Source organism: Streptomyces sp. Ag109_O5-10 (genome assembly GCF_900105755.1).
In the GTDB taxonomy this organism is placed as follows: Bacteria; Actinomycetota; Actinomycetes; order Streptomycetales; family Streptomycetaceae; genus Streptomyces.
The window spans coordinates 3,818,120-3,834,354 of sequence record NZ_FNTQ01000001.1 but is presented as its reverse complement, the minus strand read 5'-3'; the positions used below and the strand labels follow the sequence as shown (position 1 = coordinate 3,834,354).

At 67.6% G+C, this 16,235-nt stretch carries 11 protein-coding genes and 1 tRNA gene; 10 read left to right on the top strand and 2 right to left on the bottom strand.

Going from position 1 to position 16,235, the window contains the following annotated elements; translation table 11 throughout:
- Positions 1-5: 5 nt before the first annotated feature.
- The gene (locus BLW82_RS17485) at positions 6-1,046 is read right to left on the bottom strand and encodes an adenosine deaminase (protein WP_093499677.1); all 1,041 of its coding nucleotides are present in this window, start codon (positions 1,044-1,046) and stop codon (positions 6-8) included.
- A 164-nt stretch (positions 1,047-1,210) separates the two neighbouring features.
- Positions 1,211-2,437 carry a pyridoxal phosphate-dependent aminotransferase gene (locus BLW82_RS17480; RefSeq protein WP_093499676.1) on the bottom strand — a complete coding sequence of 409 codons (1,227 nt, stop codon included), beginning with the start codon at positions 2,435-2,437 and terminating at the stop codon, positions 1,211-1,213.
- A gap of 261 nt (positions 2,438-2,698) precedes the next feature.
- Here BLW82_RS17480 and BLW82_RS17475 point away from each other — a divergent pair.
- From BLW82_RS17475 to BLW82_RS17425, 10 genes are all read left to right on the top strand, one after another.
- Positions 2,699-2,771: transfer RNA gene (locus BLW82_RS17475), tRNA-Trp, on the top strand.
- A gap of 109 nt (positions 2,772-2,880) precedes the next feature.
- On the top strand, positions 2,881-3,165 hold the full coding sequence (secE, locus tag BLW82_RS17470) for a preprotein translocase subunit SecE (protein ID WP_093499675.1): 285 nt from the start codon (positions 2,881-2,883) through the stop codon (positions 3,163-3,165).
- An 80-nt stretch (positions 3,166-3,245) separates the two neighbouring features.
- Positions 3,246-4,097: a transcription termination/antitermination protein NusG gene (nusG, locus tag BLW82_RS17465; protein WP_093499674.1), complete on the top strand. Its 852-nt coding sequence runs from the start codon at positions 3,246-3,248 to the stop codon at positions 4,095-4,097.
- A gap of 226 nt (positions 4,098-4,323) precedes the next feature.
- Positions 4,324-4,758: a 50S ribosomal protein L11 gene (gene rplK, locus BLW82_RS17460; RefSeq protein ID WP_037858373.1), complete on the top strand. Its 435-nt coding sequence runs from the start codon at positions 4,324-4,326 to the stop codon at positions 4,756-4,758.
- Between the two features lie 81 nt (positions 4,759-4,839).
- Positions 4,840-5,565, top strand: coding sequence for a 50S ribosomal protein L1 (rplA, locus tag BLW82_RS17455; protein WP_093499673.1), 726 nt, complete (start codon positions 4,840-4,842; stop codon positions 5,563-5,565).
- A gap of 162 nt (positions 5,566-5,727) precedes the next feature.
- A complete protein-coding gene (locus BLW82_RS17450; RefSeq protein ID WP_093499672.1) occupies positions 5,728-6,648 on the top strand; it encodes an SCO4651 family lipoprotein in 921 nt (306 codons plus the stop codon).
- A gap of 402 nt (positions 6,649-7,050) precedes the next feature.
- Positions 7,051-7,581, top strand: a complete 531-nt coding sequence (rplJ, locus tag BLW82_RS17445) for a 50S ribosomal protein L10 (RefSeq protein WP_093499671.1) — start codon at positions 7,051-7,053, stop codon at positions 7,579-7,581.
- Positions 7,582-7,702: 121 nt separating this feature from the next.
- The gene (gene rplL, locus BLW82_RS17440; RefSeq protein WP_093499670.1) at positions 7,703-8,086 is read left to right on the top strand and encodes a 50S ribosomal protein L7/L12; all 384 of its coding nucleotides are present in this window, start codon (positions 7,703-7,705) and stop codon (positions 8,084-8,086) included.
- A 557-nt stretch (positions 8,087-8,643) separates the two neighbouring features.
- Positions 8,644-12,129, top strand: a complete 3,486-nt coding sequence (gene rpoB, locus BLW82_RS17430) for a DNA-directed RNA polymerase subunit beta (protein WP_093499669.1) — start codon at positions 8,644-8,646, stop codon at positions 12,127-12,129.
- A gap of 97 nt (positions 12,130-12,226) precedes the next feature.
- Positions 12,227-16,126, top strand: a complete 3,900-nt coding sequence (locus tag BLW82_RS17425) for a DNA-directed RNA polymerase subunit beta' (protein ID WP_093499668.1) — start codon at positions 12,227-12,229, stop codon at positions 16,124-16,126.
- Positions 16,127-16,235: the final 109 nt, after the last annotated feature.

Below are 16,235 nucleotides of genomic sequence, written 5' to 3'. Positions count from 1 at the left end.
GGGGATCAGGACACCGGGGCGGTCAGCCAGGCGTCGATGTCCGCCAGGAGCCCGGTCTTCACGTCCTCCGGTGCGGCCGAGCCGCGTACCGACTGGCGGGCCAGTTCCGCCAGTTCGGCGTCGGTGAAGGCGTGGTGCACGCGCGCGATGTCGTACTGCGCGGCCAGCCGCGAGCCGAACAGGAGCGGGTCGTCGGCGCCCAGGGCCATCGGGACGCCGGCCTCGAAGAGGGTGCGCAGCGGGACGTCCTCGGGCTTCTCGTAGACGCCCAGGGCCACGTTGGAGGCCGGGCACACCTCGCAGGTGATCTCCCGGTCCGCCAGGCGCTTGAGCAGCCTCGGGTCCTCCGCCGCCCGGACGCCGTGCCCGATCCGGGAGGCGTGCAGGTCGTCCAGGCAGTCCCGCACCGAGGCCGGCCCGGTCAGCTCGCCGCCGTGCGGGGCCGCCAGCAGACCGCCCTCGCGCGCGATGTGGAAGGCCCGGTCGAAGTCCCGCGCCATGCCCCGCCGCTCGTCGTTGGACAGTCCGAAGCCGACCACACCCCGGTCCGCGTACCGGACGGCGAGCCGGGCCAGCGTGCGCGCGTCCAGAGGGTGCTTCATGCGGTTCGCGGCCACCAGGACGCGCATGCCGAGGCCGGTCTCCCGGGAGGTCGTCTCCACCGCGTCCAGGATGATCTCCAGGGCCGGGATCAGACCGCCGAGGCGCGGGGCGTACGACGTCGGGTCCACCTGGATCTCCAGCCAGCGCGAACCGTCCCTCAGGTCCTCCTCGGCGGCCTCCCGGACCAGGCGCCGGATGTCCTCGGGCTCTCTCAGGCAGGAGCGCGCAGCGTCGTACAGCCGCTGGAAGCGGAACCAGCCCCGCTCGTCGGTGGCCCGCAGACTCGGTGGTTCGCCGCTGGTCAGGGCGTCGGTGAGCACCTCGGGGAGGCGTACGCCGTACTTGTCGGCCAGTTCCAGGACGGTTCCCGGCCGCATCGAACCGGTGAAGTGCAGATGCAGATGAGCTTTCGGCAGCTCAGAGACATCACGTACGTGCTCCATTCCAGGATCCTGCCGTACGTACCCGCCGTACCGGTAGCCGATTCCCCATTAGTGGCCTTGCTCGCACACGAGAACGCACACAACGCGCACGCGGCCGCACACGAGCACGGGCCGCCTCCCCACAGGGAGACGGCCCGCACGCGCGTGTGCAGCGCGAGAAGGAGTCAGTCCTTCGCCTCGGCCAGCAGCTTCTGCATCCGGCTCACGCCCTCGACGAGGTCCTCGTCACCCAGCGCGTACGACAGCCGCAGGTAGCCCGGCGTGCCGAAGGCCTCGCCGGGGACGACCGCCACCTCGGCCTCCTCCAGGATCAGCGCGGCCAGCTCGACCGAGTCCTGCGGGCGCTTCCCGCGGATCTCCTTGCCGAGCAGCGCCTTGACCGACGGGTAGGCGTAGAAGGCGCCCTCGGGCTCGGGGCAGACCACGCCGTCGATCTCGTTGAGCATCCGCACGACCGTCCGGCGGCGCCGGTCGAACGCCTCGCGCATCTTCGCCACGGCCTCCAGGTCACCGGTGACGGCGGCCAGGGCGGCGACCTGCGCCACATTGGAGACGTTCGACGTGGCGTGCGACTGGAGGTTCGTGGCCGCCTTGACGACGTCCTTGGGGCCGATGAGCCAGCCCACCCGCCAGCCGGTCATGGCGTACGTCTTCGCCACGCCGTTGACGACGATGCACTTGTCGCGCAGCTCGGGCAGGAGCGCCGGCAGCGAGGTGAACTTCGCGTCGCCGTAGACCAGGTGCTCGTAGATCTCGTCGGTGAGGACCCACAGGCCGTGCTCGACGGCCCAGCGGCCGATCGCCTCGGTCTCGGCCTCGCTGTAGACCGCGCCGGTCGGGTTCGACGGGGAGACGAAGAGCACGACCTTCGTCTTCTCGGTGCGGGCCGCCTCCAACTGCTCCACGGAGACGCGGTAGCCGGTGGTCTCGTCCGCGACGACCTCGACCGGGACACCGCCGGCCAGGCGGATGGACTCCGGGTACGTCGTCCAGTACGGCGCGGGGACGATGACCTCGTCGCCCGGGTCGAGGATCGCGGCGAAGGCCTCGTAGATGGCCTGCTTGCCACCGTTGGTGACGAGGACCTGGGAGGCGTCGACCTCGTAGCCGGAGTCGCGCAGCGTCTTCGCGGCGATCGCGGCCTTCAGCTCGGGCAGGCCGCCGGCCGGGGTGTAGCGGTGGTACTTCGGGTTCTTGCAGGCCTCGACGGCGGCTTCGACGATGTAGTCCGGCGTCGGGAAGTCGGGCTCACCGGCGCCGAAGCCGATCACCGGGCGTCCGGCGGCCTTGAGGGCCTTGGCCTTGGCGTCCACGGCGAGGGTGGCGGACTCGGAGATCGCGCCGACTCGGGCGGAGACCCGGCGCTCGGTGGGAGGGGTTGCAGCGCTCATGGGGCCCATCGTTTCAGACCGGAAACCTGCCCGGCACGCCGGTTTCACGGACTGAACAACTACGGACCGAACCATGCACAAGCGTGCGGATCCGCCCCCGGGCCAGGACGATCTTCCGTACGGTCGGCCCGGACTGCCGCTTTCTGTTCGACGCGGGCCCGCGGACCACGTACACTCTCCACTCGTTGGCCTTCAGCGGTCGCGCGTGAGCAGGTGCACACCGAGCACCCGGTCGGATGCGGTACGTTGGGGACACAGCAAAGGGTCGTAGCTCAATTGGTAGAGCACCGGTCTCCAAAACCGGCGGTTGGGGGTTCAAGTCCCTCCGGCCCTGCTACACACACCGCCAGGATGTGTGCGCATGTACGTACAAGCATTGCACCGCCGTGCGGCTCCAGAAACCGGGCGCGGCACGGCCATGACCCGGGACCAGGTGAGGACGAATGACGGACGCCGTGGGCTCCATCGACACGCCTGATGCCGATGAGGTGCAGGAGTCCAAGAAGAAGGGCCGCAAGGGCGGCAAGCGTGCCAAGAAGGGCCCGCTGAAGCGCCTTGCCACTTTCTACCGCCAGATCATTGCGGAGCTCCGCAAGGTGGTCTGGCCGACGCGTAACCAGCTGACGTCGTACACCACCGTGGTGATCTTCTTTGTCGCCATCATGATTGCTCTGGTGACCGTGATTGACTATGGACTCAACCACGCGGCCAAGTACGTCTTCGGCTGAGCACAGAGCGAAGGGCGCCGTGGTACCGGCGCCCGTTTTCGCATGTTCCACCCCTATGTATCCAGGAAGAAGCAGCCATCGTGTCTGACCCGAACCTGAACGACGCCGTCGAGCCCGAAGAGGCCGTCGATGACGAGTTGGACATCGTCGAGGGCGCGGACGAGCAGGACGAGTTCGAGGCTGCCGAGGCCGAACTGGGGGAGCCGGCCGAGGAGGCCGCGATCCACGTCGTGGACGAGGACACAGCGGAAGACGAGGACGCCGACGAGACCGACGAGGTCGAGGAGGCTCTCGAGGAAGCGCCGGCCGAGCCGGTCGACCCCGTGCAGGCACTGCGCGAGGAGCTGCGCCTGCTCCCCGGCGAGTGGTACGTCATCCACACGTACGCCGGCTACGAGAACCGCGTGAAGACCAACCTGGAGCAGCGCGCCGTCTCGCTGAACGTCGAGGACTACATCTTCCAGGCCGAGGTGCCGCAGGAAGAGGTCGTCCAGATCAAGAACGGCGACCGCAAGACGATCAAGCAGAACAAGCTGCCCGGTTACGTGCTCGTCCGCATGGACCTGACCAACGAGTCGTGGGGCGTCGTCCGCAACACCCCCGGCGTCACCGGCTTCGTCGGCAACGCGTACGACCCGTACCCCCTGACCCTGGACGAGATCGTCAAGATGCTCGCGCCGGAGGCCGAGGAGAAGGCGGCGCGCGAGGCGGCGGAGGCCGAGGGCAAGCCGGTGCCGCAGCGCAAGGTCGAGGTCCAGGTGCTGGACTTCGAGGTGGGCGACTCGGTGACGGTGACCGACGGTCCGTTCGCCACGCTGCAGGCGACGATCAACGAGATCAACCCGGACTCCAAGAAGGTCAAGGGTCTGGTGGAGATCTTCGGGCGTGAGACGCCGGTGGAGCTTTCGTTCGACCAGATCCAGAAGAACTAGAGGTCGCACCTCAGCTGCGGGCCGGTGGGGGCCGGTCGCGCAGTTCCGCGCGCCCCTGTCGGGGCGCCCGAGTGGACGTCCGTGCCAGGTCAGGTGCCTTTCTCCGGCCCCTGACCTGCTCGGTTTTTGGCCGCGCATCTATACCCGTTATCGTTGTGCGGTATGCCTGCGTTCGGGTTGGTCCCCTCGCGCAGGCAGGACCCGAAATGAAAGGACCCGGAGAGCTATGCCTCCCAAGAAGAAGAAGGTCACGGGGCTCATCAAGCTCCAGATCAACGCCGGTGCGGCGAACCCGGCCCCGCCGGTCGGTCCCGCGCTCGGCCAGCACGGCGTCAACATCATGGAGTTCTGCAAGGCCTACAACGCCGCGACCGAGTCGCAGCGCGGTTGGGTCATCCCGGTGGAGATCACGGTCTACGAGGACCGCTCCTTCACCTTCGTCACCAAGACCCCGCCGGCCGCGAAGATGATCCTCAAGGCCGCTGGTGTCGAGAAGGGCTCCGGCGAGCCGCACAAGACCAAGGTCGCCAAGATCACCGAGGCGCAGGTCCGCGAGATCGCCCAGACCAAGCTGCCCGACCTCAACGCCAACGACCTGGACGCCGCGTCGAAGATCATCGCCGGCACCGCCCGTTCCATGGGCATCACGGTCGAGGGCTGAACCCCACCTTCGTAGAACCACCGTGGTAGGGCCTGCTCGGCCCGTACACCACGACTCCTTCAGAACACACAGGAGCAAGTTGTGAGCAAGCGCAGCAAGGCTCTCCGCGCTGCGGACGAGAAGATCGACCGGGAGAAGCTGTACGCCCCGCTCGAGGCCGTCCGTCTCGCCAAGGAGACCTCCACGACCAAGTTCGACGGCACCGTCGAGGTCGCCTTCCGCCTGGGTGTCGACCCGCGCAAGGCCGACCAGATGGTCCGTGGCACCGTGAACCTCCCGCACGGCACCGGCAAGACCGCCCGGGTCCTGGTCTTCGCGACCGGTGACCGTGCCGAGGCCGCGCGTGCCGCGGGCGCCGACATCGTCGGCGCCGACGAACTGATCGACGAGGTGGCGAAGGGCCGTCTGGACTTCGACGCCGTCGTCGCCACCCCGGACCTCATGGGCAAGGTCGGCCGCCTCGGCCGCGTCCTCGGCCCCCGTGGTCTGATGCCGAACCCGAAGACCGGCACCGTCACGCCGGACACCGCCAAGGCTGTCAACGACATCAAGGGCGGCAAGATCGAGTTCCGCGTCGACAAGCACTCGAACCTGCACTTCATCATCGGCAAGACGTCCTTCGACGACGACAAGCTGGTGGAGAACTACGGCGCGGCGCTGGAGGAGATCCTCCGTCTGAAGCCGTCCGCCGCCAAGGGTCGCTACATCAAGAAGGCCGCGGTCAGCACCACCATGGGCCCCGGCATCCCGGTCGACCCGAACCGCACCCGCAACCTCCTCACCGAGGAGGACCCGGCCGCCGTCTGAGCCCCGCGCTCGGTCCGGTAGCCGCGTCAGGGACGCGACACCATCAGGACGGGCCCCGCAACCTCTCGGTTGCGGGGCCCGTCCTGCTGTTCGGGCGACTCCCGGCGCGCTGTCAGTGCCCTGGGTTAGCGTCTGGATACGGGACTTCACGGGGGTGGGGGGATGAAGAGCGGGCGAGCGCGTCGTACGGCCGTCTCGATCGCGGTGGCGGCCGCGCTGACCGGAGTGGCGGCCTGCAGCTCCGCGGGGGGCTCAGGAGGCACCGGGGGTTCCGGCAGGGAGGACAGGGCCGGCGCCCGCGCCGCGACCGGGGTCAGCCCGATCGCCGAGCTGCGCTCCGCGCAGAAGTCCACCGACGACGCCGACTCCGCCCGGGTCCGCTCCACCACGACCATGGGCTCCCTGCTGTCCATGACGACCGACGGCAGCCTCGCCTGGGACCACGGCATGTCCGGCACCGTCACCATCACCTGCACCGGCGGCAGCACGGCCGAGCTGATGCGCAAGCTCGGTACGACGTCGATGGAGGCCCGCTACCTGCCCGACGCCTACTACGCGAGGATGAGCGACACGTTCGCCGCGCAGACGGGCGGCAGACACTGGATCCGGTACGGGTACGGCGACCTGGCCTCCGTCGCCGGCGACTCGGGAGCCCTGCTCAAGGACCAGATGCAGAACACCACGCCCGACAAGTCGGTGCAGATGCTGCTGGCCTCCGGCGACGTGCGGAAGGTCGGCGAGGAGACGGTCGACGGCCAGTCCACCACCCACTACGCCGGCACCGTGGACGTGGCCGGCCTGGCCGGGCGGAGCAGCGGCCTCACGGCAGGCCGGCTGGCCGCCCTGAAGACGCAGCTCACCCAGGCCGGCGTCACCACCGAGACCGTCGACATCTGGGTCAACGGTCAGGACCTGCTGGTCAAGAAGACCGAGAAGGCCGCCACGGCGAACGGCACGATGACCCAGACCGCGCACTACAGCGACTACGGCGTCAAGGTCAGCGCCCGGGTGCCGCCGGCCGGTGACACCGAGGACTTCAGGAACCTGCTCAAGGCGCAGGGCGCGACCGGGCTGACCTCCTGAGCCAACGGGGGTGCCCCCGGGAAGGGCGGGGTGCGGCTGTCCGGCTGACGGCCGGTGGGGGGATGGTCGCGCAGTTCCTCCCCGGGCCCCGGCCGGGTGCCCCCGGCACCCGCGGGGCGCGCTGCCGTGGCCGATTTGCTCGACGGTGCCCGGGTCCCGTACTCTCCTACAGAAGCCAAAGACCGCTGGTCGTTGCCGTGTGCTCGTAAGAGCGTGCGGTGGCCGAAGGATCCGCTGAATGGCGGACGACCCGCGCAGGTGACTGTGGAAGTGCTCCCGGAACCGCATGCGTCGCGTATGTGATTTCGGTCGAGCTACGCCCCGTGCGCCTGCGCCGGGGCGTTTCGTTTTCCCCAGCCCCTTCCGAGCGGTCCTCATCACCCGGAAGGAGGCCGACGCTCTATGGCAAGGCCCGACAAGGCTGCCGCGGTAGCCGAGCTGACGGAGCAGTTCCGCAGCTCGAACGCCGCCGTGCTGACCGAGTACCGGGGTCTCACCGTGGCGCAGCTCAAGACGCTGCGCCGGTCGCTCGGTGAGAACGCCCAGTACGCCGTGGTGAAGAACACGCTGACCAAGATTGCGGCCAACGAGGCCGGGATCACGACGCTCGACGACCTGTTCAACGGTCCGACGGCGGTCGCCTTCGTCACCGGTGACCCGGTGGAGTCGGCGAAGGGTCTTCGTGACTTCGCCAAGGACAACCCGAACCTCGTCATCAAGGGCGGTGTCCTTGACGGCAAGGTGCTGTCCGCCGACGAGATCAAGAAGCTTGCGGACCTCGAGTCCCGCGAGGTTCTGCTCGCCAAGCTGGCGGGCGCCCTGAAGGGCAAGCAGACGCAGGCTGCTCAGGTCTTCCAGGCGCTCCCGTCGAAGCTCGTCCGCACCGTGGACGCGCTTCGCGCCAAGCAGGACGAGCAGGGCGGTGCCGAGTAACTCGGCTCGCGAAATGACCGCCGCCTGAGGCAGCCCGCCGAAGGAAACGGTCGTAGCGGGCCGAACGTACGCCCGCCAGACATGTACACACGGCACCAGCCGAATTAGTGGAAGGAAAGCCATCGTGGCTCTCACCCAGGACGAACTGCTCGCCGAGTTCGAGGGCATGACCCTCATCCAGCTCTCCGAGTTCGTGAAGGCGTTCGAGGAGAAGTTCGACGTCACCGCCGCCGCCGCGGTTGCCGTCGCGGGCCCGGCCGGTCCGGCCGCCGCCGCCCCGGTCGAGGAGGAGAAGGACGAGTTCGACGTCATCCTCACCGGCGCCGGCGACAAGAAGATCCAGGTCATCAAGGTCGTGCGTGAGCTGACCTCGCTCGGCCTGAAGGAGGCCAAGGACCTGGTGGACGGCGCCCCGAAGCCCGTCCTCGAGAAGGTCGCCAAGGACGCCGCCGAGAAGGCCGCCGAGTCCCTCAAGGGCGCCGGCGCCTCCGTCGAGGTCAAGTAACACCTCCGAGGTCGACCAAGACCTCCGTGTGCTGAAACACCCCCTCGGGGGGCTGTAACGCGCAGACCGCGAAGAGCGATCATCCATCCGGGTGGTCGCTCTTCGGCGTTCCTGGAAGGCCGACCACGGTTGCCTTGCACCCGCCCCGGCGGGAGGTATGGTGATCTTCGTCGTGTCACCGGGCGCACCGGGTTTGCGCAGGGGGGCCTTGACGAACCGCACGCAGCGCGCAATTCTCAGGACGCGTCGCCAGAACGGTCCGAATCCGAGGCATGGATCGGCGACGAAGAGGGCAGTATCAACGTGCGTTGAGGGCAGGCATGACGCAGGCGTTGACGGTGAAGAGGGTCTCAGAAAATGGGGACTGGACATCAGTGTGCCAAGTGGCTACACTGACCCTTTGCGCTGCCTGTTAGCCTTCCCCTGCCCGTCACCAGGGGTCTGCCCTCACTCGAATGCCGACGACCGAACCTCCTCTGAACTGGGGTTTCCGTCTCTGCGTCCGGGAAGGGACCGGGGAGCGCGTAGTGAGTCCGAGCCCTCGGAAGGACCCCCTCTTGGCCGCCTCGCGCACTGCCTCGAACGCGAATACGAACAACGGCGCCAGCACCGCCCCGCTGCGCATCTCTTTTGCAAAGATCAAGGAGCCTCTCGAGGTTCCCAACCTGCTCGCGCTGCAGACCGAGAGCTTTGACTGGCTGCTCGGCAACACCGCCTGGCAGAGTCGGGTCGAGGAGGCTCTGGAGTCCGGTCAGGACGTCCCCACCAAGTCCGGTCTGGAGGAGATCTTCGAGGAGATCTCTCCGATCGAGGACTTCTCCGGGTCGATGTCGCTGACGTTCCGCGACCACCGCTTCGAGCCGCCGAAGAACAGCATCGACGAGTGCAAGGAGCGCGACTTCACGTACGCCGCCCCGCTCTTCGTCACGGCCGAGTTCACCAACAACGAGACCGGTGAGATCAAGTCTCAGACGGTCTTCATGGGCGACTTCCCGCTCATGACGAACAAGGGCACCTTCGTCATCAACGGCACCGAGCGTGTCGTGGTGTCGCAGCTGGTCCGTTCGCCCGGTGTCTACTTCGACTCGTCGATCGACAAGACGTCCGACAAGGACATCTTCTCCGCCAAGATCATCCCGTCCCGGGGTGCCTGGCTGGAGATGGAGATCGACAAGCGCGACATGGTCGGTGTCCGCATCGACCGCAAGCGCAAGCAGTCCGTGACCGTCCTCCTCAAGGCGCTCGGCTGGACCACCGAGCAGATCCTCGAGGAGTTCGGCGAGTACGAGTCGATGCGCGCCACCCTGGAGAAGGACCACACCCAGGGCCAGGACGACGCGCTGCTCGACATCTACCGCAAGCTGCGTCCGGGCGAGCCCCCCACGCGTGAGGCCGCGCAGACGCTGCTCGAGAACCTCTACTTCAACCCGAAGCGCTACGACCTCGCGAAGGTCGGCCGCTACAAGGTCAACAAGAAGCTGGGCGCGGACGCCCCGCTGGACGCCGGTGTGCTGACCGTCGAGGACGTCATCTCGACGATCAAGTACCTGGTCAAGCTGCACGCGGGCGAGACCGAGACGGTCGGCGACAGCGGTGGCACGATCGTCGTCGAGACCGACGACATCGACCACTTCGGCAACCGTCGTCTGCGCAGCGTCGGCGAGCTCATCCAGAACCAGGTCCGTACCGGTCTGGCCCGTATGGAGCGCGTCGTCCGCGAGCGCATGACCACCCAGGACGTCGAGGCGATCACGCCGCAGACCCTGATCAACATCCGGCCGGTCGTCGCCTCCATCAAGGAGTTCTTCGGCACCAGCCAGCTGTCCCAGTTCATGGACCAGAACAACCCGCTGTCGGGTCTCACCCACAAGCGCCGTCTGTCGGCTCTTGGCCCGGGTGGTCTCTCCCGTGAGCGGGCCGGCTTCGAGGTCCGTGACGTGCACCCGTCGCACTACGGCCGCATGTGCCCGATCGAGACCCCCGAAGGCCCGAACATCGGCCTGATCGGCTCGCTCGCCTCCTACGGCCGGGTCAACGCGTTCGGTTTCGTCGAGACCCCGTACCGCAAGGTCGTCGACGGCCAGGTCACCGACGAGGTGGACTACCTGACCGCCGACGAGGAGGACCGCTTCGTCATCGCGCAGGCCAACGCCGGCCTCAACGACGACATGCGCTTCTCCGAGGCCCGCGTGCTGGTCCGCCGCCGTGGCGGCGAGGTCGACTACGTCGCCGGTGACGACGTGGACTACATGGACGTCTCGCCGCGCCAGATGGTGTCGGTGGCGACCGCCATGATCCCGTTCCTCGAGCACGACGACGCCAACCGTGCCCTCATGGGCGCGAACATGATGCGCCAGGCCGTGCCGCTGATCAAGAGCGAGTCCCCGCTCGTCGGCACCGGCATGGAGTACCGCTCCGCGGTCGACGCCGGCGACGTGGTCAAGGCCGAGAAGGCGGGTGTGGTCCAGGAGGTCTCCGCGGACTACATCACCACCGCCAACGACGACGGCACGTACATCACCTACCGTCTGGCCAAGTTCGCCCGGTCCAACCAGGGCACCTCGGTCAACCAGAAGGTCATCGTGCTGGAGGGCGACCGGGTCGTCGAGGGCCAGGTCCTCGCCGACGGTCCCGCCACCCAGAACGGCGAGATGGCGCTCGGCAAGAACCTGCTCGTGGCGTTCATGCCGTGGGAGGGTCACAACTACGAGGACGCGATCATCCTGTCGCAGCGCCTCGTGCAGGACGACGTCCTCTCCTCGATCCACATCGAGGAGCACGAGGTCGACGCCCGTGACACCAAGCTCGGCCCCGAGGAGATCACCCGGGACATCCCGAACGTCTCCGAGGAGGTCCTCGCCGACCTCGACGAGCGCGGCATCATCCGCATCGGCGCCGAGGTCATCGCCGGCGACATCCTGGTCGGCAAGGTCACCCCGAAGGGCGAGACCGAGCTGACGCCGGAGGAGCGCCTGCTGCGCGCGATCTTCGGTGAGAAGGCCCGTGAGGTCCGTGACACCTCGCTGAAGGTGCCGCACGGCGAGACCGGCAAGGTCATCGGTGTGCGCGTCTTCGACCGCGAGGAGGGCGACGAGCTGCCGCCGGGCGTGAACCAGCTGGTCCGCGTCTACGTCGCGCAGAAGCGCAAGATCACCGACGGTGACAAGCTCGCCGGCCGGCACGGCAACAAGGGTGTCATCTCCAAGATCCTGCCGATCGAGGACATGCCGTTCCTGGAGGACGGCACCCCGGTCGACATCATCCTCAACCCGCTGGGTGTGCCGTCCCGAATGAACCCGGGACAGGTCCTGGAGATCCACCTCGGCTGGCTCGCCAGCCGCGGCTGGGACGTCTCCGGTCTCGCCGACGACTGGGCCCAGCGGCTCCAGGCCATCGGCGCGGACCAGGTCGCCCCGCGCACCAACGTCGCGACCCCGGTCTTCGACGGTGCCCGCGAGGACGAGCTGGCGGGTCTGCTGCAGCACACCATCCCGAACCGCGACGGCGACCGCCTGGTGCAGCCGACCGGCAAGGCGCGGCTGTTCGACGGCCGCTCCGGTGAGCCGTTCCCGGACCCGATCTCCATCGGCTACATGTACATCCTGAAGCTGCACCACCTGGTCGACGACAAGCTGCACGCTCGTTCGACCGGCCCGTACTCGATGATCACCCAGCAGCCGCTGGGTGGTAAGGCCCAGTTCGGTGGCCAGCGGTTCGGCGAGATGGAGGTGTGGGCGCTGGAGGCTTATGGCGCCGCGTACGCCCTCCAGGAGCTGCTGACCATCAAGTCCGACGACGTCACCGGCCGCGTGAAGGTCTACGAGGCCATCGTCAAGGGCGAGAACATTCCCGAGCCCGGCATCCCCGAGTCCTTCAAGGTGCTCATCAAGGAGATGCAGTCGCTCTGCCTGAACGTGGAGGTGCTGTCCAGCGACGGTATGTCCATCGAGATGCGTGACACCGACGAGGACGTCTTCCGCGCGGCGGAGGAGCTCGGCATCGACCTGTCCCGGCGCGAGCCGAGCAGCGTCGAAGAGGTCTGACGGGAGTCCGGCGGGCCCTGAGCCATCAGGGCCCCGCCGACCCCCAGGCCCCCGTTTCAGACCACAGACTTACAACCCTGAGAGGGATTGACGCATAGTGCTCGACGTCAACTTCTTCGATGAGCTCCGGATCGGCCTGGCCACGGCTGACGACATCCGTCAGTGGAGCCACGGCGAGGTCAAGAAGCCCGAGACGATCAACTACCGCACCCTCAAGCCGGAAAAGGACGGGCTCTTCTGCGAGAAGATCTTCGGCCCCACCCGGGACTGGGAGTGCTACTGCGGCAAGTACAAGCGTGTCCGCTTCAAGGGCATCATCTGCGAGCGCTGCGGCGTCGAGGTGACCCGCGCCAAGGTGCGCCGTGAGCGGATGGGCCACATCGAGCTTGCCGCGCCCGTCACGCACATCTGGTACTTCAAGGGTGTCCCGTCGCGCCTCGGCTACCTGCTGGACCTGGCGCCCAAGGACCTCGAGAAGGTCATCTACTTCGCGGCGTACATGATCACGTTCGTCGACGAGGAGCGCCGTACCCGCGACCTGCCCTCCCTGGAGGCGCACGTCTCCGTGGAGCGCCAGCAGATCGAGAACCGCCGCGACGCCGACCTGGAGGCCCGCGCCAAGAAGCTGGAAAGCGACCTGGCCGAGCTCGAGGCCGAGGGCGCCAAGGCGGACGTGCGCCGCAAGGTGCGCGAGGGTGCCGAGCGTGAGATGAAGCAGCTGCGCGACCGTTCGCAGCGCGAGATCGACCGCCTCGACGAGGTGTGGACCCGGTTCAAGAACCTCAAGGTCCAGGACCTGGAGGGCGACGAGCTCCTCTACCGCGAGCTGCGGGACCGCTTCGGCACGTACTTCGACGGTTCGATGGGTGCCGCGGCGCTGCAGAAGCGCCTGGAGTCCTTCGACCTCGACGAGGAGGCCGAGAAGCTCCGCGAGATCATCCGTACCGGCAAGGGCCAGAAGAAGACCCGTGCGCTCAAGCGCCTGAAGGTCGTCTCCGCGTTCCTGCAGACCAGCAACAGCCCCAAGGGCATGGTGCTCGACTGCGTGCCGGTCATCCCGCCGGACCTCCGCCCGATGGTGCAGCTGGACGGTGGCCGCTTCGCGACCTCCGACCTGAACGACCTGTACCGCCGTGTGATCAACCGCAACAACCGCCTGAAGCGGCTTCTCGACCTCGGCGCGCCCGAGATCATCGTGAACAACGAGAAGCGCATGCTCCAGGAGGCCGTGGACGCCCTCTTCGACAACGGTCGTCGTGGTCGCCCGGTCACCGGTCCCGGCAACCGCCCGCTGAAGTCCCTGAGCGACATGCTCAAGGGCAAGCAGGGTCGTTTCCGTCAGAACCTGCTCGGCAAGCGAGTCGACTACTCGGCGCGTTCCGTCATCGTCGTCGGCCCGCAGCTGAAGCTGCACCAGTGCGGTCTGCCCAAGGCCATGGCGCTGGAGCTCTTCAAGCCGTTCGTGATGAAGCGCCTGGTCGACCTGAACCACGCGCAGAACATCAAGTCCGCCAAGCGCATGGTGGAGCGCGGCCGCACCGTCGTGTACGACGTCCTCGAAGAGGTCATCGCCGAGCACCCGGTGCTGCTGAACCGTGCGCCCACCCTGCACCGCCTCGGCATCCAGGCCTTCGAGCCGCAGCTGGTCGAGGGCAAGGCCATCCAGATCCACCCGCTCGTCTGCACCGCGTTCAACGCGGACTTCGACGGTGACCAGATGGCCGTGCACCTGCCGCTGTCCGCGGAGGCGCAGGCCGAGGCCCGCATCCTGATGCTGTCCTCGAACAACATCCTCAAGCCCGCCGACGGCCGTCCGGTGACGATGCCGACCCAGGACATGGTCCTCGGTCTGTTCTTCCTGACGACCGACAGCGAGATGCGCGACGTCAAGGGCGAGGGCCGTGCGTTCGGCTCGGCGGCCGAGGCGATCATGGCCTTCGACGCCGGCGAGCTCTCGCTCCAGTCGAAGATCGACATCCGCTTCCCGGTGGGCACCATCCCGCCGCGCGGCTGGACCCCGCCGGCCGCCGAAGAGGGCGAGCCGGAGTACCAGACCGGTGACAGCTTCCGTCTGAGGACCACGCTCGGCCGTGCGCTCTTCAACGAGCTGCTGCCGGAGGACTACCCGTTCGTCGACTACGAGGTCGGCAAGAAGCAGCTCTCCGAGATCGTCAACGACCTCGCCGAGCGGTACCCGAAGGTCATCGTGGCGGCGACGCTCGACAACCTGAAGGCGTCCGGCTTCTACTGGGCGACCCGTTCCGGCGTCACCGTCGCCATCTCCGACGTCGTCGTGCCCGAGGCGAAGAAGGCGATCGTCGCCGGGTACGAGGCCAAGGACGAGAAGGTCCAGAAGCAGTACGAGCGCGGTCTGATCACCAAGGACGAGCGCACGCAGGAGCTCATCCAGATCTGGACCCAGGCGACCAACGAGGTCGCCGAGGCGATGAACGACAACTTCCCGAAGACCAACCCGATCTTCATGATGGTGAACTCGGGTGCACGAGGCAACATGATGCAGATGCGTCAGATCGCCGGTATGCGTGGTCTGGTGTCGAACGCGAAGAACGAGACGATCCCGCGTCCGATCAAGGCGTCGTTCCGTGAGGGTCTGTCCGTGCTGGAGTACTTCATCTCCACGCACGGTGCCCGTAAGGGTCTGGCGGACACCGCCCTGCGTACCGCCGACTCGGGTTACCTCACCCGTCGTCTGGTCGACGTCTCCCAGGACGTCATCATCCGCGAGGAGGACTGCGGCACCGAGCGCGGCCTCAAGCTGCACATCGCGGAGGTCGGCGCGGACGGCGTGCTGCGCAAGGCGGACAACGTCGAGACCAGCGTGTACGCACGTGCGCTGGCCGAGGACATCGTCGTGGACGGCGTGGTGCTGGCTCCGGCCAACACCGACCTCGGCGACGTGCTCATCGACGAACTGGTCGCCCGCGGCGTCTCGGAGGTCAAGACCCGCTCGGTCCTGACCTGTGAGTCCGCCGTCGGCACCTGCGCCATGTGCTACGGCCGCTCGCTGGCCACCGGCAAGCTGGTCGACATCGGTGAGGCGGTCGGCATCATCGCCGCCCAGTCCATCGGTGAGCCCGGTACCCAGCTGACGATGCGTACCTTCCACACCGGTGGTGTGGCCGGTGACGACATCACCCAGGGTCTGCCGCGTGTCGTCGAGCTCTTCGAGGCCCGTACCCCGAAGGGTGTCGCCCCGATCTCCGAGGCCCAGGGCCGCGTGCGGATCGAGGAGACCGAGAAGACCAAGAAGATCGTCGTCACCCCGGACGACGGCAGCGACGAGATGGCCTACCCCATCTCGAAGCGTGCCCGTCTCCTGGTCAGCGAGGGCGAGCACGTCGAGGTGGGCCAGAAGCTCACCGTGGGTGCCACCAACCCGCACGACGTGCTGCGCATCCTGGGTCAGCGTGCCGTCCAGGTCCACCTGGTCGGCGAGGTCCAGAAGGTGTACAACTCGCAGGGCGTGTCGATCCACGACAAGCACATCGAGATCATCATCCGGCAGATGCTGCGCCGCGTGACGATCATCGAGTCCGGCGACGCCGAGCTGCTGCCCGGCGAGCTGGTCGAGCGCTCGAAGTTCGAGCACGAGAACCGTCGTGTGGTCCAGGAGGGCGGTCACCCGGCTTCGGGTCGTCCGCAGCTCATGGGTATCACCAAGGCCTCGCTGGCGACGGAGTCCTGGCTGTCGGCCGCCTCCTTCCAGGAGACGACCCGAGTCCTGACGGACGCGGCGATCAACGCCAAGTCCGACAGCCTCATCGGCCTCAAGGAGAACGTCATCATCGGTAAGCTCATCCCGGCCGGTACGGGTCTGTCCCGCTACCGCAACATCCGGGTCGAGCCGACCGAGGAGGCGAAGGCCGCGATGTACTCGGCCGTCGGCTACGACGACATCGACTACTCGCCGTTCGGCACCGGCTCCGGCCAGGCCGTCCCGCTGGAGGACTACGACTACGGTCCGTACAACCAGTAGTAGTTGGTTCTGAAGGGCGGTCACCCCGTTTCGTATGGGGTGACCGCCCTTCGGCGTTGTGCCGGCGAGCGGTCAGCTCCAGCGCCGTCACGGCGGGCGTGGTCGCGCA

Excerpts from the sequence above, each read along its gene's own strand:
- BLW82_RS17485 (WP_093499677.1), bottom strand. The coding sequence starts at position 1,046 with ATGGAGCACGTACGTGATGTCTCTGAGCTGCCGAAAGCTCATCTGCAT.
- BLW82_RS17480 (WP_093499676.1), bottom strand. The coding sequence starts at position 2,437 with ATGAGCGCTGCAACCCCTCCCACCGAGCGCCGGGTCTCCGCCCGAGTC.
- secE (WP_093499675.1), top strand. The coding sequence starts at position 2,881 with ATGACGGACGCCGTGGGCTCCATCGACACGCCTGATGCCGATGAGGTG.
- rplK (WP_037858373.1), top strand. The coding sequence starts at position 4,324 with ATGCCTCCCAAGAAGAAGAAGGTCACGGGGCTCATCAAGCTCCAGATC.
- BLW82_RS17450 (WP_093499672.1), top strand. The coding sequence starts at position 5,728 with ATGAAGAGCGGGCGAGCGCGTCGTACGGCCGTCTCGATCGCGGTGGCG.
- rplJ (WP_093499671.1), top strand. The coding sequence starts at position 7,051 with ATGGCAAGGCCCGACAAGGCTGCCGCGGTAGCCGAGCTGACGGAGCAG.